The organism is Dyella thailandensis (genome assembly GCF_050749815.1).
Classification (GTDB): domain Bacteria; phylum Pseudomonadota; class Gammaproteobacteria; order Xanthomonadales; family Rhodanobacteraceae; genus Dyella_A.
The window spans coordinates 3,245,744-3,269,017 of sequence record NZ_CP192735.1; the positions used below are offsets into that span (position 1 = coordinate 3,245,744).

The following is a 23,274-nucleotide window of genomic DNA, read 5'->3' on the forward strand; positions in this document are numbered from 1 at the left end:
AATTACGGGTCAAGCGCTGCGGCAAACGCCCACCGATCGACTAGCTTCAAGATAGTGACAGATGGCCTCACGCAACGAAGAACTCGACAACAAGTCGTTCAATTGGAGGCGCACCTGGGCGTTGGCAGCTGCCATCGCGCTGCATTCCTTCGCGTTCCTCATGCTGGTGGCGCCCATGGCGCCGCCCAAGCAGGCGCAGAAAGAGAAAGAGCGCGTCGTCCAGGTGAACTTCATCGAACCGCCGCCGCCGCCGCCGCCGCCGCCGCCGCCGCCGCCGGAGCCGCCCAAGCAGCCGCCGCCGAAGATCATCCAGCAGAAGACTCCGCCGCCCACCCCGCCGCCGCCGGCTCCGCCGCCGGCCGTGGATGAGGCGACGACGAATCCTGCGCCGCCGGTTCCGCCTGCGCCGCCCGCACCGCCGGCTCCGCCGTCGGACATCACGGCCAGCCAGGATCTGAGCTACAACAGCCGCATGCAGCCGCGCTACCCGCCACAGGCGATTCGCCAGCGGCATGAGGGTACGGTGACCCTGCTCATTCTCGTGGCCGTCGATGGCACGGTGAAGGACGTCAAGGTGGACGTCTCCAGTGGCTACCGCGAGCTTGATCGTGCAGCAATGGATGCGGCACGTCGTTGGCGCTTCAACCCGACCATCCGCAATGGTCAGAAGGTTGAGGGCTATGCCCGCGTCCCGGTCAATTTCAACCTCAATCAGCTGTAATCCCCATTACAGTTACAGTTCACGCTTGACTTCCCAAGGGTAGCGTTATGTTCCAACAGACCTCTGCACCACTGACCAACTCCGAAGCCATGAAGCAGATGGGCTTCGGTGACCTCATCCACAACCTCGACCCGATCGGCTGGATCGTGCTGGTCACGCTCGTGATCATGTCGGTGTCCTCGTGGTACTTCATCGTGGCCAACGCGATCCGCAATGCGATGGTCCGCTCGCGCGCCGACAAGGTGATTGACGGCTTCTGGAACACCAGTTCCACCCAGGAAGCCATCCGTGAGCTCGAGGCGCAGCCCAAGGGCGAACCGTTCTCGAAGATCGCGCTCGACGCCGCCTCGGCCGTGGCCCATCACCAGCAGGCCGGTGCTTCGGGCAACGGTCTGGCCCAGACGCTCAGCCGCTCGGAGTTCATCGACCGCGCCCTGCGCCAGGCCGTGGCTCGCGAGAGCCTGCGTCTGGAAGGTGGCCTGACCCTGCTCGCGACGGTCGGTTCGTCCGCACCGTTCGTGGGTCTGCTCGGTACCGTGTGGGGCATCTACAACGCGCTGATCGGCATCGCCGCAGCGGGTAACGCCTCGATGACGGCCGTGGCCGGTCCGGTGGGTGAGGCGCTGATCATGACCGCCATCGGTCTGTTCACCGCGATCCCGGCCGTGCTTGCGTACAACTTCTTCAACCGCGCTAACCGCCTGACCTACGCGCAGTTCGACGAGTTCGCGCACGACCTGCACGACTTCTTCGCCACCGGCGCCCGCGTCGAAGGCAAGTGAGGGCCTGACCCATGGCAATGAGCACCGGTGGAAGTTCCGGCGGTCCGATGTCGGAAATCAACGTCACGCCGCTGGTCGACGTGATGCTGGTGCTGTTGATTATCTTCATGATCACGGCACCGCTGGCCAGCCACAGGATTGACGTCAAGCTACCCACGGCCAATCCGAAGGCGACCGACGACAAGCACATCGAGCCGATGGACCTGGCCGTGACGCCTGACGGCGCGATGTATCTGGACGACCGGGAAGTCGACGAGAACCAGCTGAAGGCGGCGTTTGCCGTGGCAGCTTCCAAGTCGCCCCAGCCGGAACTCCAGATCCGCGCCGACAAGACGACCGAGTACAAGATCGTGAAGAAGATCCTCTCCGATGCGAAGGGCCAGGGCATGGTCCACGTCGGCTTCATCACGACGGGCAAGGAGTAACGACCATGGCTTTCAGCACTGGAAGCGGCAAGGGTCCGATGGCCGACATCAACGTCACGCCGCTGGTCGACGTGATGCTGGTGCTGCTGATCATCTTCATGCTCACCGCGCCCATCGTGACGCACGATGTGAAGATCGATCTGCCGCAGCCGACCAACAACCCGCCGCCGGATACCGATCACTTGGATCCGATCAGCCTGAAGATCGACGCGTCCGGTTCGCTGTACTGGAACGACGTGCCGGTCGATGAAAGCGGCATGCGGGCACAGATGGCGGTGATCTCGCAGCAGACCAATCAGCCGGAGATCCAGATCAATGCCGACGATGCGGTGGCCTACGAATATGTGGCCCGCGCGCTGGCGGATGCGAAGAGCTACGGCCTGACCAAGATCGGATTCACCGAGCAGTAAACCGCTACGGCTGGCGTACGGACGCAGTAACGAAAAACCCCCGCTTCGGCGGGGGTTTTTTTCGTTGGGGTTACCGCATCGCAATTACGCTGCGTTGCAGCGGTGATCCTCAGTCGAGGATCTGGCGATACCGTCGAACGGTGGGCGCCAGGCCATCGTAGAGCGCCTCGCCGATCAGCGCGTGACCAATGGAAACCTCGGCCAAGCCAGGAATCGCTGCCTTGAAGGTGCCCAGGTTCGCCTGGCTCAGGTCATGTCCGGCATTCACCGCGAGCCCGGCCTGCTGCGCGCGCCGCGCCGTCTCCACGCATCGCGCCAGCTCGGCATCGACATGGCCGCTGGCGAACGCGTGAGCATAAGGTCCGGTGTAGATCTCGACACGCTGCGCACCGATCCTTACCGCTGGCTCGAACTGCACCGTGCCGGCATCGACGAACAGGCTCACACGACATCCCAGTTCGCGAAACTCAGCCACCAGCGGCGCCAGCCGGTCGGCGTCGCGGTCCAGGTCGAACCCGTGATCGGAGGTGATCTGCCCGTCGCTGTCCGGCACCAGGGTGATCTGGGTCGGGCGGACCTCCCTGGCCAAGGCCACCAAGCCGGGGTACTCACCGCGTGGCGGCGCGAAGGGGTTGCCCTCGATGTTGTACTCGACTCGGCCGCGCAGCAGCTGCGCCAGCAGGCGCACGTCGTCGGGCCGGATATGCCGCTGGTCGGGGCGCGGATGCACCGTGATGCCGCCACAGCCCGCCTCGATGCAGGTGTGCGCCGCGCGGGCGAGGGAGGGCTCGTCGCCGCCGCGCGAATTGCGCAGCACCGCGATCTTGTTGAGGTTGACGCTGAGCAGGGTCATGGAGGGCAAACCAGCAGTCACGGAAAAGCCCGCGCGTCGACATCGGCGCTGCGGTGAACGCCAAGAGTACGCCAACGCGGGCCAGGTGGATCAGCCGAACCCGCCGCGCCAACGCAGCTGCATCGGCGGTCCATGCCAAGCGATCGCACTCACCCAGTCGGGTCCCAGGGACAGCTCTTGCAGCTGCCATGACGCCAACGACTCGTCGCCGAACTCGCGCAGCACCGGCGCGGACTCCCCCAGCTCCACCACCACGCGATGCAAGCCGTACGCGAGCCCGCGGCCTTCGGCCTTCAGCAAGGCTTCCTTGAGTGTCCAGAGCCGCAGGAACGCCAGCGCCCGATCAGCGGCCGGTAGCGCACGCAGTGCCTGTACTTCCTGCGGTGCAAAGAAGCGCTGCGCCAGCGCCAGGACGTCCCGCGCGCCGCGCCGCTGCCGATGCTCCAGATCGATGCCCGGCTGGACATGTCGCGCGATCGCCACCAGCGCGCGGCCCCCGCTGTGCGACCAGTTGAAACGCAGCGCCTCGCGGTGCGGACCGGCTAGCTCGGGCCGGCCGTGCGCCGCGTCAGTTAGTCCGACCTGCTCAGCGGCACAGCCCAGGTAACGTCCCAGCAGCTGGCGCAGCGGCGCGCGTCCCGCGGCGTGGTCGTGCGGCATCGTCCAGAGATGAATCTCGTCATCGCGCAGGCCCTCTGCTAGTTTGAGGACGGTCGGCGGTTGGCCATCGGTCATCCCGGCATGGTGCCGTCCCCACGCGGGTCCGCACAAGAACCGGGATTTCGCGCGGTGGAAGCGCACGCATCGGGCGAGGGTAGAACGTGATCTCTGGTTGGCTGCTGCTGGTGGTGGCGGCACTGTACGTGGGCGTGCTGTTCGCGGTGGCCTGGAAGGGCGATCGCCAGCCGCTGTACCCGAGCAAGCCGCGCCTGCGCCCGCTGGTCTACAGCCTGGCGCTGGCGGTGTACTGCTCGTCGTGGACCTTCTACGGCGCCGTGGGCACGGCCGCACGCGACGGCCTCGCGTATCTGCCGATCTACCTCGGCCCGGCCCTGCTCTTCATCCTCGGCTTCGGCCTGATGACGCGCCTGGTGACGGTGGCCGGGCAGCGCAACATCACCACCATCGCCGACTTCATCGGCGCCCGGTTCGGCAAGTCGCACGGGCTGGCGGCGCTGGTCGCGTTGATCGCGGTGACGGCCGTGGTGCCCTACCTCGCCCTGCAGTTCAAGGCGATGGCGATGTCGGTGGACGTGCTGTCGGGTATCGGCGCCGACGCCATCGTGCCGTCGACCGACAGCGCCCTGTGGTGCGCCCTGCTGCTGGCGGCCTTCGCCATTTTGTTCGGCACGCGCAGCATCGATGCCAGCGAGCACCACCACGGCATGATGCTGGCCATTGCGCTGGAATCGGTGATCAAGCTGCTGGCCTTCCTTGGCCTGGGCATCTACGCCTTGTGGCGCGGGCCGGACCTTCACGAGCTGCTCAAGCTGCCCACCACGCCCTTCACCCACGGGCAGTCGCCCGGCTTCCTGGCGCAGACCCTGCTCGCGTTCTGCGCCATGTTCTGCCTGCCGCGCCAGTTCCAAATCGGCGTGGTGGAGTGCGAAGACCCGCGCGACCTGCGCCGCGCGCGCTGGATGTTTCCCCTGTACATGCTGCTGATCAGCGCAGCGGTCCTGCCGATCGTGGCCGCCGGCATGCACGTGCCTTCCGTGCGCGGTGGCTTGGCCGACGCCTGGGTGCTGAACCTGCCGCTGGCTCACGGCGATCGCGGCGTCGCCCTGATCGCATTCCTCGGCGGGTTCTCGGCGGCGACCGGCATGGTGATCGTGGCCACCGTCGCGCTCTCCACCATGATCAGCAACGACCTGGTGATGCCCGCGCTGCTGCGCATCCGCCGCCTGCACTTGGAGCAGCGCCAGGACCTCTCGCTGCTGCTGCTGCGCATCCGTCGCGTGGCGATCGTGGTGCTGGTGCTGCTTGCCTACGGCTACTACCGCGTGGTGGCCGACAACGCCAACCTCGCCGCCACCGGTTTGCTCGCTTTCGCCGCGGTGGCGCAGTTCGCGCCGGCGATCATCGCCGCGCTGTACTGGCGCGGAGCCAGCCAGGCGGGCGTGGCGATCGGCCTGCTCGCCGGGTTCGCGGTGTGGATCTACACCCTGCTGCTGCCGGCGGTCGACCGTACGGCCGAGTGGCTGCGGCTCGGACCGTTCGGCATCGAGTGGCTGCGGCCGCAGGCGCTGTTCCACCTCAGCGGCTGGGACCCGGTGATGCACAGCACGTTCTGGTCGCTGCTGGTGAACGTCGCCTGCCTGATCTTCATCTCGCTACGCTTCCGCCCCACGTTGGCCGAGCGCATCCACGCGGCGATGTTCGTCGATCCGTTCGTGGCCAGCAGCAGCACGGCGGGCGACTGGCGCGGTCGTGTTGCCGTGGGCGATCTGCTTACGATCGCCGGGCGCATCGTCGGTGAGCGCAGCTCGCAGCGTGCCTTCGCCGAATACGGCCTGCGCCAGGGCAAGGCGCTGGACCCCAACGGCGCCGCCGATCGCGCGTTGATCCAATACACCGAGCGCCTGCTTGCCGGCGCGGTGGGCGCGGCCAGCGCGCGACGCATCCTGATGGGCGCGCTGTCCGGCTCGGGCCTGGACATCGCCGAGGCAATGGCGCTGATGGACGAGGCCTCGCAGGAGCTGCGCTTCAACCGCGAGTTGCTGTCCACCACGCTGGAAAACGTGTCGCAGGGCATCAGCGTGGTCGACGCGCGGATGCGCCTGGTCACCTGGAACCGGCGCTATCTCGAGCTGTTCGACTACCCCGATGGCATGGTCTATATCGGCGTGCCGGTGGCCGATCTGATTCGCTGGAACGCCGAGCACGGCGAATGCGGCCCGGGTGAAGTGGAAGCGCATGTGGCCAAGCGCATCGGCCACCTGCGCGCCGGCACGCCGCACCTGTTCCAGCGCGTGCGTCCGGACGGCACGGTGATCGAGATGCGCGGGCGCCCGCTGCCCGGTGGCGGCTATGTCACCACCTATACCGACGTCACCGCCTACAAGCACGCCGAGCTGGCCCTGCGCGAGGCGAACGAATATCTCGAGCAGCGCGTGGAGCAGCGCACCGCCGAACTCAGCGAAGCGCTGGACGCCACCGCCCGCGCGCAGCGCGACGCCGAGGCGGCGATGGTCTCCAAGACCCGCTTCCTGGCCGCCGCCAGCCATGACCTGCTGCAGCCGCTCAACGCCGCGCGCCTGTTCACCTCGGCGTTGCGCCAGCAGCCGGCGCTCGATGAAGAATCCAGCCGCCTGGCCGAACGCATTGATGCCTCGTTCCGCGCGGCGGAGGATCTGCTCGACGCGCTGCTCGATGTCTCCCGCCTCGATGCCGGTCGCTACCAGCCCGAGTACAGCGATTTCGCGCTGGCCGACCTGTTCGACTCGCTCAAGGCGCAGTTCGCGGTGGTCGCCGAGCAGCGCGGGCTGCGCCTTCGCGTGGTGCCCACCTGCCTGTCGATCCGCAGCGACCCGCAACTGCTGCGCCGGATCCTGCAGAACTTTCTCTCCAACGCGCTGCGCTATACCCGCGCCGGCGGCGTGCTGCTGGGCGCGCGCCGGCACGGCAGCGAGGTCCGCATCGAGGTCTGGGATACCGGCCCGGGCATCGCGCCTGAGCAGCGCGCCAACATCTTCGACGAGTTCCAGCGGCTGCAGCGGCCGTCACCGTGGGGCGAGAAGGGGCTGGGGCTGGGCCTGTCGATCTGCGACCGCATCGCCGCGATCATGGGCCACCGACTCGCGTTGTCTTCGCGTGAGGGCAAAGGCAGCTGCTTCGCCTGCGTGGTGCCCCGAGTGGCCGCGGTGCCGCGTCGCCCGGCCGTAGCGCCGCGGTTGCCCACGGGCGAGCAGCTCGCGCTGACCGTACTTTGCCTGGACAACGACCCCAGCATCCTCGACGGGATGCAAGCCCTGCTCAAACGCTGGGGGGTGGACTGCCGCGTGGCCGAAGACGTGATGCAGGCCGAGGCGCAGCTGCGCGCTGGCGGTATCGACCTGCTGCTTGCCGACTACCATCTCGCCGACAGCGTCGACGGGCTGCAGGCCCTGCAACATCTGCGCATGCGGCTGGGTACGCTGCCGCCGGTGGCGATGATCACCGCCGACGGCAGCAGCGAGCTTAAGCAACGCGCCCGCGAGCTGGGCTACCCGTTGCTGCACAAACCGGTGCGTCCAGCGGCCTTGCGCGCGCTGCTGGGGGCGCTGCTGCGCAAGCAGGCCAGCAGTGGCTGAACCTGCGTTACTCGGACTCGTCGTCCGGCAACGTCTGCATCGCCCCCGGATCCACCGCCAGCTGGCTGGCGGCAAGCGCCACCTGGGTGCGGTTGTTGACGCCGAGCTTGCGCATGATCGCGGTCATGTGCGCCTTCACCGTGGCCTCGGACACGCCGAGGTCCCACGCGATCTGCTTGTTGAGCTGGCCTTCGGCGATCATCGTCAGCACGCGAAACTGCTGCGGCGTGAGCGAGGCCACGCGGGCGGCGATGTCCGCCTCGTCGTTCTTCAGCGCGATCTCGCCGCCGACCAGCTGGTGCGGCAGCCAGGTGTCACCCTCGAGCACCGAATGGATCGCCTTGACGATCTCGTCGCCCGGCGTCGATTTGGGGATGTAGCCGGACGCGCCGTGTGCGAGCGCCCGGCGCGCCACCTGCGCCTCCTCATGGCCCGATACCACGATGGTCGGCAGGCCCGGGTACTGGCCGCGGATGTGCGCCAGTGCCGAGTAGCCGCGCGCGCCGGGCATGTGCAGGTCGAGCAGCAGCAGATCGGCCTCCGGGAACTGCTCGATCAACCCGAGCAGCGAGTGCACGCTGTCCGCACAGTGGGTCTGCGCATCCGGCAGCGCGGTGATCACGGCGCGGCGCAGGGCATCGCGGAACAGCGGATGATCGTCGGCGATCAGGACGTCGGGCATAAATAATCAGTGTAGGAGCGCACCCTGTGCGCGAAGGCTCTTTGCCCAGCTTGCCACGAGAGATCGCGCACACGGTGCGCTCCTACCTGGGTCATTTGATCAGGCGCTCGTCGACCAGGTTCTTCACCACGCCCGGGTCGGCCAGCGTGGAGATATCGCCGAGCTGGTCGGGTGCGTTCTCGCCGATCTTGCGCAGAATGCGGCGCATGATCTTGCCCGAACGGGTCTTCGGCAGGCCCGGCGCCCACTGCAGGTAGTCCGGCGTGGCGATTGGGCCGATCTCCTTGCGCACCCACGCCACCAGCTCCTTGCGCAGCTCGTCCGAGCCGGTCTCGCCGGCGACCAGGGTGACGTAGGCGTAGATGCCCTGGCCCTTGATCTCGTGCGGGCAGCCGACCACCGCCGCCTCGGCCACCTTGGGGTGCGATACCAGCGCGCTCTCCACCTCGGCGGTGCCGATGCGGTGGCCGGAGACGTTGATCACGTCGTCGACGCGGCCGGTGATCCAGTAGTAGCCGTCCTCGTCGCGACGCACGCCGTCGCCGGTGAAGTAGTTGCCCGGATATGCGCTGAAATAGGTCTCGATGAAGCGCTGGTGGTCGCCGTACACCGTGCGCATCTGGCCGGGCCAGGAATCGGTGATCAGCAGGTTGCCCTCGCAGGCGCCCTGCTGAACCTCGCCGCTGGCGTCGACGATGGCCGGCTTCACGCCGAAGAACGGCAGGGTGGCCGAGCCGGGCTTGGTGTCGATGGCGCCGGGCAGCGGCGTGATCAAAATGCCACCGGTCTCGGTCTGCCACCAGGTGTCGACGATCGGGCAGCGCTCGTCGCCGACCACGCGGTAGTACCACTCCCACGCTTCCGGATTGATCGGCTCGCCGACCGACCCGAGCACGCGCAGCGACGCGCGCGAACAGGCCTTGACCGGGCCTTCGCCCTCGCGCATCAGCGCGCGGATCGCGGTGGGCGCGGTGTAGAACAGGCTCACCTTGTGCTTGTCGATCACCTGCCAGAAGCGGCGGAAGTCCGGGTAGTTCGGCACGCCGTCGAACATCACCGTGGTGGCGCCGTTGGCCAGCGGCCCGTACACCACGTAGCTGTGGCCGGTGACCCAGCCGACGTCGGCGGTGCACCAGTAGACATCGTCCTCGCGCAGGTCGAATACCAGCTCATGGGTGTAGCTGGCGTACACCAGGTAGCCGCCGGAGGTATGCAGCACGCCTTTCGGCTTGCCGGTGGAGCCGGAGGTGTAGAGGATGAACAGCGGGTGCTCGGCCTCCACCGGCTCGGGCGCGCAGTCGGCGCTCTGACCGTCCATCAGCACATGCCAGTAGCGGTCGCGCGGCGACTGCATCGGCACCGCCGCGCCGGTGCGGCGCACCACCACCACGGTTTCCACGCTGTTGGTGCCGGGGCGTTCCAGCGAGGCGTCCACGTTGGCCTTCAGCGGAATCTTCTTGCCGCCACGCGTACCTTCATCCGCCGTCACCACCACCTTGCACTGCGAGTCGGCGATGCGCCCGGCCAGCGAATCGGGCGAGAAGCCGCCGAACACCACCGAGTGCACCGCGCCGATGCGCGCGCAGGCCAGCATCGCCACCGCCGCCTCGGGGATCATCGGCAGGTAGATCGCCACCCGATCGCCCTTGGCCACGCCCAGGTGCTTGAGCGTGTTGGCGAACTTGCATACCTCGGCATGCAGCTCGCGGTAGCTGATGTGGCGCGACTCGTTGGGGTCGTCGCCCTCGAAGATGATCGCGGTCTTGTCGCCGCGCTCGGCCAGGTGGCGGTCAAGGCAGTTGGCCGACACGTTGAGCTGGCCATCCTCGTACCAGCGGATGTGCAGGTCGGCCGGATCGAACGAGGTGTTCTTGATCTTGGTCGGCGCCTTCATCCACTCCAGTCGCTGGCCGATGCGGCCCCAGAACGCCGCCGGATCGGCCACCGATTCGGCATAGAGCCGCTGGTAGTCCGCGTGCTTCACGTGGGCGCGGGCGGCGAATTCGGGCGTGACCGGATAAAGCTTGGACATGGCAGGGCTCCTCGGGGGGTCTCGGCGGCGCGTCCGGCGCGACGGCCATCTACGGCGTTCGAGTGTAGCTGCGCCGGTGTAAGGGCATCGCGAGCGCCACGCTTCGACTTTGGTCGATTCTCGACCAAAGCCGTATAGCTGCGCGCGGCGCAACATCACCATGCTCGGGGCGTCATCGTGCCGCGCTCGCGCATGCACCGGACGCCGGTGCGCGATTGCACACGCCCAAGGTCTGGTCGGGCTGATCAACGAGGGCGCCGGCGCGGCGGGATAGATCGGCAACGCGGGTTCGACAGGCCGGGGGGCGGCCTGTCCGAGTGAACGCCGCGGCATCGCGGCACCACTTCCGCCAAGGGCGGAATGGTTCAACCTTGAGGGGAGTAGAGCATGGCCACCAGCGGCATCGATGCGAACAGCGCACTCGACGTCAGCCACAAGCGGGTGATTTTCGCATCCAGCCTGGGCACCGTCTTCGAGTGGTACGACTTCTATCTGTATGGCTCGCTCGCCGTGATCATCGGCAAGCAGTTCTTCTCTGGCCTCAACGAGGCCAGCCAGCTGGTGTTCGCGCTGCTGGCGTTCGCCGCCGGCTTCGCGGTGCGCCCGTTCGGCGCCATCGTGTTCGGCCGCATCGGCGACCTGGTCGGACGCAAGTACACCTTCCTCGTCACCATCCTGATCATGGGCCTCTCGACCTTCCTGGTCGGCGTGCTGCCGGGCTATGAGCAGATCGGCGTGGCCGCGCCGGTGATCCTGATCGCACTGCGCCTGCTGCAGGGTCTGGCGCTCGGCGGCGAATACGGCGGCGCCGCCACCTATGTGGCCGAGCATGCGCCGCACGGCAAGCGCGGCTTCTACACCAGCTTCATCCAGATCACCGCGACGTTCGGCCTGTTCCTGTCGCTGCTGATCATCCTGGGCTGCAAGGTGATGCTCGGTCCGAAGTTCGACACCTGGGGCTGGCGCATTCCGTTCCTGCTGTCCGCGCTGCTGCTGGCCGTGTCGGTATACATCCGCCTGCAACTGGCCGAGTCGCCGGTGTTCAAGCAGATGAAGGAGGAGGGCAAGCACTCCACCGCGCCGCTGACCGAGTCGTTCGCGCGCTGGGGCAACCTGAAGATCGTGATCCTGGCCCTGCTCGGCGCCACCGCTGGCCAGGCCGTGGTGTGGTACTGCGGGCAGTTCTACGCGATGTACTTCCTGGGCTCCACGCTGAAGATCGACGCCACCACCACGCAGCTGCTGATTGCCGGCGCGCTGCTGCTGGGCACGCCGTTCTTCGTGGTGTTCGGCGCGCTGTCGGACAAGATCGGGCGCAAGCCGATCGTGCTGGCCGGCTGCCTGCTGGCGGCGCTCACCTATTTCCCGATCTTCAAGGCGCTCACCCACTACGGCAATCCGGCGATCGAGGCGGCCAGCGTGTCCGCGCCGATCCGCGTCACCGCCGACCCGAAGGACTGCAACCTGCAGGTCGACCTGATCGGCAAGAAGGTGTTCACCAGCTCCTGCGACGTGGCCAAGAGCTTCCTGGCCAAGCGCGGCGTGCCGTACGAGAACATCGCCGCGGCACCGGGCACGGTGGCGGTGGTGTCGGTGGGCGGCAAGGACTTCACCTCGTTCGACGGCAGCGCGCTGGCCAAGGCGGACTTCGCTGCGCAGAGCAAGGCGTTCGCCGATACCGTGGGCGCCGCGGTCAACGCCGCCGGCTATCCGGCCAAGGCGGACCCGGCCACCATCAACAAGCCGATGGTGCTGCTGCTGCTGTGGCTGCTGGTGATCTACGTGACCATGGTCTACGGCCCGATCGCGGCGTGGTTGGTGGAGATGTTCCCCACCCGCATCCGCTACACCTCGATGAGCCTGCCGTATCACATCGGCAACGGCTGGTTCGGCGGCTTCCTGCCCTCGGTGTCGTTCGGCATCGTCGCAGCGACGGGCGATTTCTACGCAGGCCTCTGGTACCCGATCGTGATCGCGGCGATGACAGTAGTGATCGGCGCGCTGTTCGTGCGGGAGACCAAGGACGTGGATATCCACGCCTGACGGCAGGCTCCCGCGTGTTGCTGGCGGCGCATGCGAGCTCCAGGCATCACATCGAACCATCCCGCGCCGGTATCGCTACATGTAAGCGGTACCGGCGCGAGGACGACCAAAGTCGTAGGGGCGACGCGGAGAAATCGCTATCTGCCCGCGTTAACGGTCCTGTAATCTTTTTGCCATATCCGGGCGGCGGTTCCGGGGTTGTCGCAGACGCTGCGGCCTCGCTGTCGACGGTCTTCCAATCGGGGAGTGAGCCATGAAACGAAACCCTATGTTTTTCGCCGTGGCGGCAGCGCTGGGTCTGGCCGTCGCCAGTCCGTCGTTCGCGGCCACCAAGCAGACCGACGTCAAAGCGCTGCAGGCATTGATCCAGAAGCAGCAGGATCAACTCGACCAGCAGCAGAAGGAACTGCAGGCCTTGCGTGAGAGCCTGCAGCAACTGGCCGGCAACCAGCAGGCGCAGCAGCAGCAGATCGAGAAGGTCGCCGCCGCGCCGGCGCCGGCCCCGGCGGCCAAGCCGGTGTTCGCCAGCGCGCCGGGCGTGTCGGTGGCCCTGCACGGCTTCGTCAATGCCACCGCGTTCTCGCAGGACAAGGCGTTCACCTTCGGCAATGGCCAGAACGCCGAATTCCCCAACGTGGGCACGCATGGCCGCAACACCGGCGTGGACATCCGCAACACCCGTTTCTGGCTCGATTTCGCCGGCGCCAAGTTCAACGAGAACTGGAGCGGCGGCGGACGCATCGAGATGGACTTCTTCGGTGGTTTCAACGGCACCGGCCCGTACTCGGTCTCGCAGCCGACGCCGCGCCTGCGCCAGGCCTACATGGACCTGACCAACGCCTCTACCGGCAGCACGGTGCGCATCGGCCAGCAGTGGGATCTGCTGTTCCCGCTGGACAACGTGCCGGCCTCGGTCACCCATGTCGCGTTCCCGCTTGGCTATGGCACCGGCATGATCGGCTGGCGCTTCCCCGGCGTGGTGTGGATGCAGGATCTCAACCACGGTTCGGACGGCCCGAAGTGGCGGCTTGATCTGGGTGGCTTCAACGGCAACTGGAGCGGCCCGGGCGACAACATCAACTATCTGACCGCCGGCAACGCCGGGTTCCGTCCGCAACTGCAGGCCCGCCTGCACGTGCAGGACAAGGACTGGCTGGCCTATTTCGTGGCGCACTACGCACAGATCGACCTGCGCGGCGTCGACGGCACGGGCGCCACCCCAATCGCCAAGACCATCGACAGCGAGGGCTTCGAGGTGGGCGGCAACTGGCATCCGGGCAACTGGATGTTCAAGGGCAACATCTACAGCGGCAAGGGCTTGGGCCAGGTGTTCGGCGGGCTGATCCAGTTCGGCGACATCCAGGAAACCGGCGGCTACCTGCAGGCGGGCTACAAGTTCACCCCGAACTGGAGCGCCAACCTGTTCTACGCCTCCAGCAAGCCCAAGCGCAGCGACGTGGTCGAGTGGCTGGGCAGCGGCTCGGTGGGGCGCCTGAAGAACAACCAGGCGGCGGTCAACCTGATCTACACCTCCGGCGCCTACGAGCTCGGTGCGGAGTACCTCTACTCCAAGCTCGACACCACCACGCTGGCGGCGCCCGATACCACCAAGACCACCAAGGGCAGCCAGGTGTCGCTCAGCGCCAAGTACAACTTCTGACGACTACCGCGAGCGGTCGCTCCGTGCTGCCGCTCGTTGTCCCAAACAAACAGAAAACCACGCCGCGAGGCGTGGTTTTTCTTTGCACGGCGTGAGTGCAGCGCGCTCAGCGATCCAGCGGCGGCTTGCCTTCCCGCAGGCGTTGCAGCTCGTACGCCGACAGTGATTCGGCCCGCGCGCTGGAGGCGATGCGCGCCTGCGCGAAGGCCAGACCGGTCGCCAGCAGGCCGACCAGCCCAATCAGCAGCCACAGGCCCATCGCGCCCCCGCTGTGGCGCGTGAAGCACAGCACGAAGGCCAGCACGGTTCCGGTCAGCAGCAGCCAGCGCATGGGTATCCCGCCAGTGGATTCACCGCCCCGAGCGGCGGCCGCCTGATCATAAACTGCTGCCCCGACGCAATGAATGCGTCGGCCGTGACGGCGGTCATGCGCGCGGCATGTCGCGTCCGCTGAGATGCCGGCCCGCTACGCTGCCGCGATGCCGCAGCCATCCGATCCCCTTGCTCCCCGCGTCTTCAAAGGCCGCGGTGCCGCGTCCAATCCGCAAGGGCGCTTCGAGTCGATCCGCCACCACGCCGAAGACGACGGCTGGCAGAGCGCCCTGCTCGACGAGGAGGCGCCGCGTCCGCGCACCGAAGTCACCGAGGAGCGCGCGCGCAGCGTCATCACCCGCAACGACTCGCCCGATATCCACTTCACCCAGGCGATGAATCCTTACCGTGGGTGCGAGCATGGGTGCATCTACTGCTTTGCGCGGCCCTCGCACAGCTACCTCAACCTTTCGCCCGGGCTGGATTTCGAGACGAAGCTGCGTGCCAAGAGCAACCTCGCCGAGGTGTTGCGGCACGAGCTGTCCAGGCCCGGCTACCGGGTGGAGCCGATCAACATCGGCAGCAACACCGACCCCTACCAGCCGATCGAGAAGCGCTGGCGCCTGACCCGCGCCGCGCTGGAGCTGCTGGCCGAATGCGGCCATCCGTGCACGATCGTCACCAAGAACGCGCTGGTGGAGCGCGACCTGGATCTGCTCGCGCCGATGGCGAAAGCCGGCCTGGTGCAGGTGTTCGTCTCGGCCAATTCGCTCGACAACCACCTGGCCGCGAAGCTGGAGCCGCGCGCCAGCGCCCCGCACCGGCGCATCCAGGCGATCCGCGCGCTGGCCGACGCCGGCGTGCCGGTGGGCGTGCTGGTGGCGCCGATCATCCCTGTGCTCAACGACCGCGACATGGAAGCGGTGCTCGAACAGGCCGCTGCCGCGGGCGCGCGTTGCGCCGGCTATACCGTGGTGCGTCTGCCGCACGAGCTCAAGGCGCTGGTCCGCGAATGGCTGGCGCTGCACGCGCCCGATCGCGCCGCGCATGTAATGAGCCTGATCCAGCAGATGAACGGCGGACGCGACTACGACAGCGACTTCCGCACGCGTATGCGCGGGCAGGGCGTGTTCGCCGATCTGCTCAAGCGCCGCTTCGAGATTGCCTGCCGCAAACACGGCTTCGGCCGCGCCCGCGAACTGCAGCTGGACACCACCCGCTTCGTGCCGCCACGCAAGCCATCGCCACAGGGTCAGCTGTTCTAGGCACAAGCCCGTCCTGGGTTGCGCCGCAGCGTTTGCTGAACCGTGCCCGCGGCGCTTCACATCCTCCTGACCGCGCCACCGCTTTGCTTCGCGATCGATGCGCGGCGGTGCGCTGCGTCTGACCTTAGGTTATGCGGAGGTGCCCATGTCTTCGTTTGCGATCTATCTGATTGGCATGCTGCTGGTGATCGGCGGTCTGGCGTATGTTGCGTGGATGCTGCACACGCCTACCCACTGGCTGATCGCCGGCGTGGTGGTGATGCTGGGTCTGGGTGTTCTGGGCGCGGTGAAGAGCACGCGCCGGCGTGATCCGCCCGGGCCCTGAGATCGGTGTGCCCGGCAAAAGGGCGAGTCGTGCGACCCGCCCTTTAGGTGCAGTGGAAGCGGTGGATCAGCTGCCTGCGGGGAGGTACTTGCCGAACCACAGCAGCGCACGCTGCAGCACGTCACGCTGGTGCGCCGGATCGACGAAGTGGTGGCCCTCGTTGGGATAGACCACCAGCGAGGTCGGCACGCCCTGGGCGCGCAGCGCGTGCCACATCTCGAACGACTGCGGCGCCGGGCATTCGGCGTCGCGGTCGCCGACCACGATCAGCATCGGCGTCTTCACCTGCTTGATGAAGTTGATCGCCGAGCTCTTGGCGTACACCGCCGGATCGTCATACACCGAGGCGCCGAAGAACGGCGTCATCCACTGGTCGATCAGGTTCTGGCCGTAGTAGCTCTGCCAGTTGGCGATGCCCGCGCCGGCCACCACGGCGCGGAAGCGCTGGGTCTGGGTGGGCGCGAACATGCTCATGAAGCCGCCGTAGCTCCAGCCGGTGAGGCCGAGGCGCTGGTCGTCCACCGGCAGGGTCTTCTCGATGGTGTCCACGCCAGCGAGGATGTCGCGCAGGTCGCCGTGGCCGAAGTCCTTGCGGTTGGCCTGCACGTAATCCTCGCCCTGGCCGTAGCTGCCGCGCGGGTTGGGCATGAACACGAAATAGCCCAGCGGCGAGAACGGCACGCCGCCGAAGCCCACCGACGGCCAGCGCGGCAGCACGGCGCTGGCCGGTCCGCCATGCACCATCACGATCATCGGGTAGCTGCGGTGCTTGTCGTAGTTGGCCGGGTAGAGCAGCCAGCCCTGCACATGGCGGCCTTCGTTGTCCCATTCGATCGACTCGGCCTGGCCCCACGCAGGCTTCAGCGCCGCGTTGATCGCGGTGACCGCCGGTGGCGCGGTGGCGCCGAGCGCACCGGCATGCACTTCCGGCGCCTGCGCGTAGGAGCTCTGCGCATAGGCCACCGTCGCATGATCGGCCGACAGCGACAGGCCCATCGCCGCGCTGCCGTCGCCGAGGCTGGCGTCTGCGGTGAACAGCGGTGCCTGCGCGGTGGCGTGGGTGGCATCGATCGCGTACGGCGCCACTTCGCTGCGGCCATTGCGGATCTGCGCCACCAGCAGGTGATCGGCGCCGGTCCAGGCGAACCACACCGGGGTGACCTTGATGCCCGGGGTCAGTGCGGTGACTGCGCCGCCGGCGGAGGGCACGGCGTAGAGGTCGCCGCCGGTCGCGCCCTGGTCGCTCATCAGGCCGCCGATGAAGACGATGCGCGAACCGTCCGGTGACCAGCGCGGCAGCGCCATCTGCAGTCCGTGCAGCGGGCCGGTGACGGTGCGCGTGTCGACCAGCGCGCGCGGCGCGGCGTCGGCGCGCGCGTCCTGCGCGTAGAGCTTGGCGATCCACCAGTTGTTGTCGCCCGGCGCCGGCGCGGCCACGTAGGCAAGCCGGCGGCTGTCCGGTGACCAGCTGAATTCGTACACGTAGCTGGGCGCGGGCGTGAGCAGTTGCACGGCGCCACCGGTGGCCGGCACCGCGGCGACGCGCTGCACTTCGAGGCCATCCACGCCGATCTCGCCGGCGGCCGGTTTGGCCGCGGCGACCGCGCTGGCCGCACGGGTGGCGCCTTCGACGTAGAGGAAGGCGACACGCCTGCCGTCAGCGGACCACGCCAGGTCGTGCGAGTAGCCGTGCAGCGCGGCCAGCCGCTTGGGCGCCGCCTTGCCGGCGGCGTCGGCCAGCACCAGATCCTTCTGACCCGGCTTGGCGCCGACGCTGGGGCAATCGGTGAGGAAGGCGAGATGGCGCGAATCCGGCGCCCAGGCGATGTCGCTCTCGCTGCAGCGGCCAGGCTGGTCGCGCGTGTTGAGGCGGTGCGCGCCGCGGCCATCGGTCCCGGCCAGCATGATCGCCGGCTTGCCGGCGGTATCGACCACCCACGCCAGCTGCCGGCCATCGGGTGAAAGCTGCACGGCGTGGACGGCGCGCACCTTGCCCAATTCGGTGAGCAAGTGGTCGATGCGCGGGTCGACCGGGGCGGTGCCCGCCAGCACGGCGGGAGCGAGCGCGCCCGCCAGCATCGCCAGCGACAGGCGAAGGAAGGATCGAATCATGGTCACTCTCATGGGGCGGATCGGCCCACGACGCTAGCAGCGTGCGGGCCGGCGCTCCAAGTGCTGCGCGCGTGTGTCGATCAGGGCGCCGGCGCCGCCCTCTGGGCACGCGCCTGCCTGACTGCGGCGAGCCGTGCGCGGATCGTCGGCAGCGCGGCCACGGCGGCCTGCTCGCCCGCCAGGATCGCCTGCTGCTTCTGCGCGAAGTCGGTCGCGCCGATGCCGGCGACCTGCGGCCGGATCACCACGTCGGCGCGCGCCAGCTCCTGCGCGCCCAGCGTCTGGCCCATGATGCTGATCGACTGGTTGACGATGTCGACCATGCCTTCGGGATTGCGCCCGTCGGCCTTGCTGGAAATGTCTACCGCGATCACCACGTCGGCGCCGAGCTGGCGCGCCGCGTCCACCGGCACCGGGCTGGTGACGCCGCCATCGACGTAGTGCTTGAGGCCGATCGCGGTGGGTTCGAACACGCCGGGAATGCTGCACGAGGCGCGCACCGCCTCGCCGGTGTTGCCGCGGGTGAATACGGTGCGCTGGCCGTTTTCCAGCTCGGTGGCGACGGCAGCGAACGGCTTCTTCAGCCGCTCGATGGGCGTGTGGTCCAGCTGGGTGTTGATGTAGTCCTCCAGCGCCTGGCCGCGCACCAGGCCGCCAGAGAACAGCCGCACGTCGCGCAGGCTGGACTCGTCCAGCGCCAACGCCGCCTGCTGCAGCGCGAAACCGTCCATGCCGCCGGCGTACAGCGCGCCCACCACGCTGCCGGCGCTGGTGCCGGCCACCACGTCGATCCGGATGCCGTTGGCCTCGAGCATCTTGATCACGCCGATGTGCGCGAAGCCCTTGGCCGCACCACCGCCCAACGCCAGGCCGATGCGCAACGGCGGCAGCGGCGACGGGGTGGGTGCGGGCGGGCGGCGGACCGCCGGTGCACACGCTGCGAGCAGCAGCGTGGCGAGCAGCGGAAGCAGTAATCGGCGAAGGCTCATCGGGACGGCGACATCGGCGGCAAAGCGGGCGAGTCTACGGCGGCGATGGGGCGCCGCGCGGCCCGCTCCGTGGCCGCCTTCAGTCGCCATTGGCTCGGCGACTCACAGACGCGCGCCGTCCGCTTCCACGTGATAGTGCGTGGCTCGTTCCACCTCCTGGCGCGAGCCGAGAAACACCGGCACGCGCTGGTGCAGTCCGCTGGGCGCGATTTCCATGATGCGCGCGCGCCCGGTGGTGGCTGCGCCGCCCGCCTGCTCCACGATGAAGGCCATCGGGTTGGCCTCGTACATCAGCCGCAGCTTGCCGCCCTTGCTCTTGATCTTCGCGTCCAGCGGATAGAAGAACACGCCGCCGCGGGTGATGATGCGATGCACGTCGGCGACCATCGAGGCGACCCAGCGCATGTTGAAATCCTTGCCGCGCGGGCCTTCGGTGCCGGCCAGCAGCTCGCCCACGTAGCGCTGCATCGGCGCTTCCCAGTGGCGCTGGTTGGACATGTTGATGGCGAACTCGGCGGTGGCTTCCGGGATGCGGATGCCGCGCCGGCTCAGCACGAAGCTGCCCACCTCGCGGTCCAGCGTGAACTCATGGGTGCCGTGGCCGAAGGTCAGCACCAGCACGGTGGCTGGGCCGTACACCACGTAGCCCGCCGCCAGCTGCTCGGTGCCCGGCTGCAGGAAGTGCTCCACCTTGGGTTCGGTCACGTGATCCGGGCAGCGCAGCACCGAGAAGATGGTGCCGACGGAGATGTTCACGTCGATGTTCGAGCTGCCGTCCAGCGGATCGAACAGCAGCAGGTGGTTGCCCTTCGGATACATGTCGGGAATCTGCTGCGGGTCTTCCATTTCTTCCGACGCGCAGGCCGCCAGATGACCGCCCCAGGCGTTGGCCTCGAGCAGGATCTCGTTGGAGATCACGTCCAGCTTCTTCTGCGCCTCGCCCTGGATATTGATGCTGGCCGCATCGCCTTCGCCCGCCGCCATGCCCAGCACGCCGCCCAGCGCGCCCTTGTTGGTCGCCACGCTGATGCGCTTGCAGGCGCGCGCCACCACCTCGATCAGCAGCGACAGCTCGGCGTTGATGTGGCCAGCGCGGCGTTCCTCGATCAGGAACTGGATCAGCGAAACGGGTTTCATGAGAGCTCCATGGCAGAAAGAAGCCTCATTGTCCCGTGAGCGTTCGGGTCGCGCCAGCGGAGGCATCTCGCGCGCCCCCTTCGGTGGGGTAGGAACCGGGACTTTTGGGACGATTGTGGGAAGTTTCCTTCGCGCGCAAACTGGCAGCCGTGTCCCCGGCTGCGGTCGATGTCATGCGCGTTGGATGTCTTCGTCTCTTCCTGTGTGCTGCCGCTTTACTGGGCGCAACAGCGGCCTGCGCGCAATCGTACGATCGGGCGGCCGTGCGGATGTTCGTCGCGCTCAGCAAGCGCCCTGATCCGCTGGCACGGTACCAGTACCTGCAGACGATCAAGCCGGAACTGTCCGTCGCTAATCAGGGGCTCGCCGCGCAGATGAGCGCGTTCGCGCTGTCCGAGCTTGGCCTTTACAGCCGCGCAGTGCTGGAGTTTCCACTGAGGATGGAGCCGGTGCCGGGGTTGATACTGCCCGAGGCTCAAGCCTGGCAGGCCGAGAATGCGCTCGACGTGATCGCGCGGGAAGCGGCCAGCCGCCGCATCGTCATGATCAACGAGGTGCACCACAACGCGCAGACCCGCGCGCTCACCCTGCAGCTGCTGCCGCGCTTGCGGGCAGCGGGGTTCACGCATCTGGCGATCGAGGCGCTAGGGAACGATCCCGACCTCACCAAGCGCGGGTACCCGTTGCGCAGCAGCGGTACCGAGTACCTGCAAGAGCCGCTGTATGGCGAAATCGTGCGTCAGGGCATCCGGCTGGGCTTCATTCTGGTGCCCTACGACGATGATTCCGCGGCTGGTAATACCCAGGCGCGCGAATCGGGACAGGCGCGAAACCTCTATGACCGGGTTTTCGCCAAGGACTCCCAAGCGCGCCTCGTGGTCGCGGCGGGTTACGCCCATGTGGATAAGGCGATCGGCAGACTGGGCCGGGCCCGACCCATGGCCATGGCGCTCGCCGAGCTGACCGGTGTGGATCCGCTGTCGGTCGATCAGGCCCAGTTTGTCGAGGCGCAGCGTAATGGCGAAGACGACTACCAGCTGCTGACTGCCCGGTTTCCGTCAGACGTGCCCGAGGTGCTTGTCGACCGGACCAGCGGGCGCCCTTGGTCGGCGGCGCCCAAGCTTTACGACATCAGCGTGATTTCCCCCCGTTCGCTTACGCTCGGCGCACTGGGAGCGGCCGAGGTCGACGATCCCGTGCACGGCCGCTATCGCATCCTCAACAGTGGCATGCAGATGGCCACCCAGGCCTTCGTGGCGTTCAATGACATGCAACGGCCCGCATGGCTCACCCTTGGCGGGCAGCGCCGTAGCTATCCGATTGACACGAGGTTGTGTCGCGAGCAGATCCCCTGCGTGGTGGAAGCTCATTACGTGGGTGAGCCGGATCTGGCGACCCCGGCGGATATCTACGCGTTCCTCAAGCCGACCAGCAGCGCCAAGCTCTATCTACGGCCGGGGCGGTATCGCCTCCTCGCCAGAAGTGACCAGGGCCGAACGCTCTCGCAAACGGTGATCGACGTAGCCGGCCCCTGAAGCGACGCCACGCGGACTCCATCTCACCACCCTGCTGACATCACGTTGGCAGCAGGGCGGGGCGATGCTTGCGCTCCACCCACGGAGGGCAGGTCCATGCGCGATACGGTTTATGTTCTGGTGTTTGACGGCTTCGCCGACTGGCAGGCAGCACTGGCGCTGTGCGAGGTGCGTCGGCCGGGCGAGTGGCAGGTGTGCACGCTCGGCTTCAGCCGGGCGCCGGTGGTGTCGATGGGCGGGTTGACGGTGCAGCCGGACGCCACCCTGGCCGAGCTGGCGATGGATCGCGCGGTCATGCTGGTGGTCCCCGGTGGCCACCTGTGGCTGCGTGGTGAAGGCGCGGCGGCCGTGGAGCGCTTGCGTGAGGCGCATGCCGCCGGGGCGACGGTGGCGGGCATCGACAATGGCGTGGTGCCGCTGGCGCGCGCCGGTCTGCTCGACGGCGTGCGCCACACCGGCAATTGGGCCGGTCAGCTGAGCGCCGTGCCGGATTACGCGGGCGAAGACCAGTACGACGCCGAGGTGCTGGCGGCGAACGACGGCGGGGTGATCACGGCCAGTCACCTGGGCAGCGTGGAGTTCGCGCGCGAGGTGATCCGCACGCTCGATCTCTACAGCCCCACCGATCGCGAGGACTGGTTCCGCCTGTTCAAGCACGCCAGGCTGCCGGCATGGTGCGCGGGCGCGTCGCCGGTCGAGGTGGCCGCATGAGCCAGCACCTGGATCGCCTGCTGCGCGCCTATCGGCCGCTGTACCTGCGCGGCACGCTGGTCGAGGGCACCGCCCGGCTCGAACGCCCGTCCGCTGCGGAGCAACGACCCAGGCCGGCACGGTTGAGCCTGCTGGCTTGGGTGGCGCTGGTGCTGCCGCGACGCGGGCGGGGCAAGCCATGAGTGCGTCCGCGACCGCGGCGATCGGTGTCCTCGAGCTGCGCCAGTACACGCTGCGCCCGGGCCAGCGCGATCGCTTGGTGACGCTGTTCGAGCGCGCCTTCATCGAATCGCAGGAGGCGCTGGGTATCGCCCTGCCGGGCCAGTTTGCCGATGTCGCCGATGCCGATCGCTTCGTTTGGCTGCGCGGCTTTGCCGACATGGCGGCGCGCGCTCATGCCCTGGCCGCCTTCTACGACGGCCCGGTATGGCGCGCGCACCGGAACGAGGCCAACGCCACGATGATCGATTCGGACGACGTGCTGCTGCTGCGCCCCTGGCAGCCGTTCGACCTGCGCGGTCTGGAGCGAGCACCCGCGGGCCGGCCGCTACCCGCAGGCCCGGTGCGGGCGATGATTTGCCCGTTGCGCCCGGGCAGTGCCCGCGCGGTGGCGCAGGCGTTCGACTACCGGGTGCGCCCGCGATGGGAGGCGCACGGCGCGCGGCTGCTAGGCAGCTGGATCACCGAGCCGGCGCGCAACAACTTCCCGCGCCTGCCGGTGCGCGAGGACGAGCCGGTGTTCGTCTGGTTCGCCGGCTTCGCGGACGAGGCCAGCCATGCGCGGTGGCGCCACGCGATCGAGGCCGATCCGGCTGCCGCCGAGGCGTTGGCGCGCTGGCAGACGAGCCTGGATGGCCCGCCGCAGTGGCTGCACCTGGCCCCCACGGCGCGATCGTTGCTGCGGGGTGCCATCGAGGTTCGTTCCCCCGCGCCGGTCGGCGTCCCTGCCGCCGTCGATCCGCTCTGAGGCATTCTCCACCCACCATCC

Annotated in this window: 21 protein-coding genes; 13 read left to right on the plus strand and 8 right to left on the minus strand. The window is 67.9% G+C overall.

Features of this window, described 5'->3' with window-relative positions; genetic code table 11:
• Positions 1-61: 61 nt before the first annotated feature.
• From ACQVBX_RS14910 to ACQVBX_RS14925, 4 genes are read left to right on the plus strand one after another with little or no spacing between them, the layout of a single operon-like run.
• The gene (locus ACQVBX_RS14910) at positions 62-721 is read left to right on the plus strand and encodes an energy transducer TonB (protein ID WP_431635070.1); all 660 of its coding nucleotides are present in this window, start codon (positions 62-64) and stop codon (positions 719-721) included.
• A 47-nt stretch (positions 722-768) separates the two neighbouring features.
• The gene (locus ACQVBX_RS14915; RefSeq protein WP_431635071.1) at positions 769-1,503 is read left to right on the plus strand and encodes a MotA/TolQ/ExbB proton channel family protein; all 735 of its coding nucleotides are present in this window, start codon (positions 769-771) and stop codon (positions 1,501-1,503) included.
• A gap of 11 nt (positions 1,504-1,514) precedes the next feature.
• Positions 1,515-1,928 carry an ExbD/TolR family protein gene (locus tag ACQVBX_RS14920; protein WP_431635072.1) on the plus strand — a complete coding sequence of 138 codons (414 nt, stop codon included), beginning with the start codon at positions 1,515-1,517 and terminating at the stop codon, positions 1,926-1,928.
• 5 nt (positions 1,929-1,933) lie between these two features.
• The gene (locus ACQVBX_RS14925) at positions 1,934-2,338 is read left to right on the plus strand and encodes an ExbD/TolR family protein (protein ID WP_431635074.1); all 405 of its coding nucleotides are present in this window, start codon (positions 1,934-1,936) and stop codon (positions 2,336-2,338) included.
• 109 nt (positions 2,339-2,447) lie between these two features.
• Here the strand turns inward: ACQVBX_RS14925 and ACQVBX_RS14930 are convergent, their stop codons facing one another.
• Positions 2,448-3,191, minus strand: coding sequence for a pyridoxine 5'-phosphate synthase (locus tag ACQVBX_RS14930; RefSeq protein ID WP_431635075.1), 744 nt, complete (start codon positions 3,189-3,191; stop codon positions 2,448-2,450).
• A 90-nt stretch (positions 3,192-3,281) separates the two neighbouring features.
• Positions 3,282-3,926 (minus strand): 4'-phosphopantetheinyl transferase family protein, encoded by a 645-nt coding sequence (locus ACQVBX_RS14935; RefSeq protein WP_431635076.1) that lies wholly within the window; start codon positions 3,924-3,926, stop codon positions 3,282-3,284.
• A gap of 86 nt (positions 3,927-4,012) precedes the next feature.
• Here ACQVBX_RS14935 and ACQVBX_RS14940 point away from each other — a divergent pair, with 86 nt between their 5' ends.
• Complete coding sequence (locus ACQVBX_RS14940; RefSeq protein ID WP_431635078.1) at positions 4,013-7,483, plus strand: hybrid sensor histidine kinase/response regulator; 3,471 nt, start codon at positions 4,013-4,015, stop codon at positions 7,481-7,483.
• A gap of 7 nt (positions 7,484-7,490) precedes the next feature.
• Here the strand turns inward: ACQVBX_RS14940 and ACQVBX_RS14945 are convergent, their stop codons facing one another.
• Together ACQVBX_RS14945 and acs are read right to left on the minus strand one after the other, a co-directional pair.
• Positions 7,491-8,165 carry a response regulator transcription factor gene (locus tag ACQVBX_RS14945; RefSeq protein ID WP_431635079.1) on the minus strand — a complete coding sequence of 225 codons (675 nt, stop codon included), beginning with the start codon at positions 8,163-8,165 and terminating at the stop codon, positions 7,491-7,493.
• 91 nt (positions 8,166-8,256) lie between these two features.
• On the minus strand, positions 8,257-10,197 hold the full coding sequence (acs, locus tag ACQVBX_RS14950; RefSeq protein WP_431635080.1) for an acetate--CoA ligase: 1,941 nt from the start codon (positions 10,195-10,197) through the stop codon (positions 8,257-8,259).
• A 387-nt stretch (positions 10,198-10,584) separates the two neighbouring features.
• Between acs and ACQVBX_RS14955 the strand changes: the two genes are divergently transcribed.
• Positions 10,585-12,240, plus strand: a complete 1,656-nt coding sequence (locus ACQVBX_RS14955; RefSeq protein WP_431635081.1) for an MFS transporter — start codon at positions 10,585-10,587, stop codon at positions 12,238-12,240.
• 253 nt (positions 12,241-12,493) lie between these two features.
• Positions 12,494-13,900 carry a hypothetical protein gene (locus ACQVBX_RS14960; RefSeq protein WP_431635083.1) on the plus strand — a complete coding sequence of 469 codons (1,407 nt, stop codon included), beginning with the start codon at positions 12,494-12,496 and terminating at the stop codon, positions 13,898-13,900.
• Positions 13,901-14,006: 106 nt separating this feature from the next.
• On the opposite strand, the gene ACQVBX_RS14965 is transcribed toward ACQVBX_RS14960, so the two are convergent.
• Positions 14,007-14,231 carry a hypothetical protein gene (locus ACQVBX_RS14965; protein ID WP_431635084.1) on the minus strand — a complete coding sequence of 75 codons (225 nt, stop codon included), beginning with the start codon at positions 14,229-14,231 and terminating at the stop codon, positions 14,007-14,009.
• A gap of 148 nt (positions 14,232-14,379) precedes the next feature.
• Here ACQVBX_RS14965 and ACQVBX_RS14970 point away from each other — a divergent pair, with 148 nt between their 5' ends.
• Positions 14,380-15,477, plus strand: a complete 1,098-nt coding sequence (locus ACQVBX_RS14970; RefSeq protein ID WP_431635085.1) for a PA0069 family radical SAM protein — start codon at positions 14,380-14,382, stop codon at positions 15,475-15,477.
• 145 nt (positions 15,478-15,622) lie between these two features.
• Positions 15,623-15,802, plus strand: coding sequence for a hypothetical protein (locus tag ACQVBX_RS14975; RefSeq protein ID WP_431635086.1), 180 nt, complete (start codon positions 15,623-15,625; stop codon positions 15,800-15,802).
• Between the two features lie 66 nt (positions 15,803-15,868).
• Here the strand turns inward: ACQVBX_RS14975 and ACQVBX_RS14980 are convergent, their stop codons facing one another.
• The 3 genes from ACQVBX_RS14980 to ACQVBX_RS14990 form a co-directional block, all read right to left on the minus strand.
• Complete coding sequence (locus ACQVBX_RS14980; RefSeq protein WP_431635087.1) at positions 15,869-17,914, minus strand: S9 family peptidase; 2,046 nt, start codon at positions 17,912-17,914, stop codon at positions 15,869-15,871.
• 80 nt (positions 17,915-17,994) lie between these two features.
• The gene (locus ACQVBX_RS14985; RefSeq protein WP_431635088.1) at positions 17,995-18,903 is read right to left on the minus strand and encodes a patatin-like phospholipase family protein; all 909 of its coding nucleotides are present in this window, start codon (positions 18,901-18,903) and stop codon (positions 17,995-17,997) included.
• Between the two features lie 102 nt (positions 18,904-19,005).
• Positions 19,006-20,040 (minus strand): class 1 fructose-bisphosphatase, encoded by a 1,035-nt coding sequence (locus ACQVBX_RS14990; RefSeq protein WP_431635089.1) that lies wholly within the window; start codon positions 20,038-20,040, stop codon positions 19,006-19,008.
• Between the two features lie 269 nt (positions 20,041-20,309).
• Here ACQVBX_RS14990 and ACQVBX_RS14995 point away from each other — a divergent pair, with 269 nt between their 5' ends.
• From ACQVBX_RS14995 to ACQVBX_RS15010, 4 genes are all read left to right on the plus strand, one after another.
• Entirely contained in the window at positions 20,310-21,575 is a 1,266-nt protein-coding gene (locus ACQVBX_RS14995; RefSeq protein WP_431635090.1) for a hypothetical protein, read from the plus strand.
• 96 nt (positions 21,576-21,671) lie between these two features.
• Positions 21,672-22,286 carry a DJ-1/PfpI family protein gene (locus ACQVBX_RS15000; RefSeq protein WP_431635091.1) on the plus strand — a complete coding sequence of 205 codons (615 nt, stop codon included), beginning with the start codon at positions 21,672-21,674 and terminating at the stop codon, positions 22,284-22,286.
• Positions 22,283-22,468, plus strand: a complete 186-nt coding sequence (locus ACQVBX_RS15005) for a hypothetical protein (RefSeq protein WP_431635092.1) — start codon at positions 22,283-22,285, stop codon at positions 22,466-22,468. Before ACQVBX_RS15000 ends, ACQVBX_RS15005 begins: the two co-directional genes overlap by 4 nt.
• Positions 22,465-23,253, plus strand: coding sequence for an NIPSNAP family protein (locus tag ACQVBX_RS15010; protein WP_431635093.1), 789 nt, complete (start codon positions 22,465-22,467; stop codon positions 23,251-23,253). Before ACQVBX_RS15005 ends, ACQVBX_RS15010 begins: the two co-directional genes overlap by 4 nt.
• Positions 23,254-23,274: the final 21 nt, after the last annotated feature.

Excerpts from the sequence above, each read along its gene's own strand:
- ACQVBX_RS14910 (WP_431635070.1), top strand. The coding sequence starts at position 62 with ATGGCCTCACGCAACGAAGAACTCGACAACAAGTCGTTCAATTGGAGG.
- ACQVBX_RS14915 (WP_431635071.1), top strand. The coding sequence starts at position 769 with ATGTTCCAACAGACCTCTGCACCACTGACCAACTCCGAAGCCATGAAG.
- ACQVBX_RS14920 (WP_431635072.1), top strand. The coding sequence starts at position 1,515 with ATGGCAATGAGCACCGGTGGAAGTTCCGGCGGTCCGATGTCGGAAATC.
- ACQVBX_RS14925 (WP_431635074.1), top strand. The coding sequence starts at position 1,934 with ATGGCTTTCAGCACTGGAAGCGGCAAGGGTCCGATGGCCGACATCAAC.
- ACQVBX_RS14930 (WP_431635075.1), bottom strand. The coding sequence starts at position 3,191 with ATGACCCTGCTCAGCGTCAACCTCAACAAGATCGCGGTGCTGCGCAAT.
- ACQVBX_RS14935 (WP_431635076.1), bottom strand. The coding sequence starts at position 3,926 with ATGACCGATGGCCAACCGCCGACCGTCCTCAAACTAGCAGAGGGCCTG.
- ACQVBX_RS14945 (WP_431635079.1), bottom strand. The coding sequence starts at position 8,165 with ATGCCCGACGTCCTGATCGCCGACGATCATCCGCTGTTCCGCGATGCC.
- acs (WP_431635080.1), bottom strand. The coding sequence starts at position 10,197 with ATGTCCAAGCTTTATCCGGTCACGCCCGAATTCGCCGCCCGCGCCCAC.
- ACQVBX_RS14955 (WP_431635081.1), top strand. The coding sequence starts at position 10,585 with ATGGCCACCAGCGGCATCGATGCGAACAGCGCACTCGACGTCAGCCAC.
- ACQVBX_RS14960 (WP_431635083.1), top strand. The coding sequence starts at position 12,494 with ATGAAACGAAACCCTATGTTTTTCGCCGTGGCGGCAGCGCTGGGTCTG.
- ACQVBX_RS14965 (WP_431635084.1), bottom strand. The coding sequence starts at position 14,231 with ATGCGCTGGCTGCTGCTGACCGGAACCGTGCTGGCCTTCGTGCTGTGC.
- ACQVBX_RS14970 (WP_431635085.1), top strand. The coding sequence starts at position 14,380 with ATGCCGCAGCCATCCGATCCCCTTGCTCCCCGCGTCTTCAAAGGCCGC.
- ACQVBX_RS14975 (WP_431635086.1), top strand. The coding sequence starts at position 15,623 with ATGTCTTCGTTTGCGATCTATCTGATTGGCATGCTGCTGGTGATCGGC.
- ACQVBX_RS14980 (WP_431635087.1), bottom strand. The coding sequence starts at position 17,914 with ATGATTCGATCCTTCCTTCGCCTGTCGCTGGCGATGCTGGCGGGCGCG.
- ACQVBX_RS14985 (WP_431635088.1), bottom strand. The coding sequence starts at position 18,903 with ATGAGCCTTCGCCGATTACTGCTTCCGCTGCTCGCCACGCTGCTGCTC.
- ACQVBX_RS14990 (WP_431635089.1), bottom strand. The coding sequence starts at position 20,040 with ATGAAACCCGTTTCGCTGATCCAGTTCCTGATCGAGGAACGCCGCGCT.
- ACQVBX_RS14995 (WP_431635090.1), top strand. The coding sequence starts at position 20,310 with ATGTTCGTCGCGCTCAGCAAGCGCCCTGATCCGCTGGCACGGTACCAG.
- ACQVBX_RS15000 (WP_431635091.1), top strand. The coding sequence starts at position 21,672 with ATGCGCGATACGGTTTATGTTCTGGTGTTTGACGGCTTCGCCGACTGG.
- ACQVBX_RS15005 (WP_431635092.1), top strand. The coding sequence starts at position 22,283 with ATGAGCCAGCACCTGGATCGCCTGCTGCGCGCCTATCGGCCGCTGTAC.
- ACQVBX_RS15010 (WP_431635093.1), top strand. The coding sequence starts at position 22,465 with ATGAGTGCGTCCGCGACCGCGGCGATCGGTGTCCTCGAGCTGCGCCAG.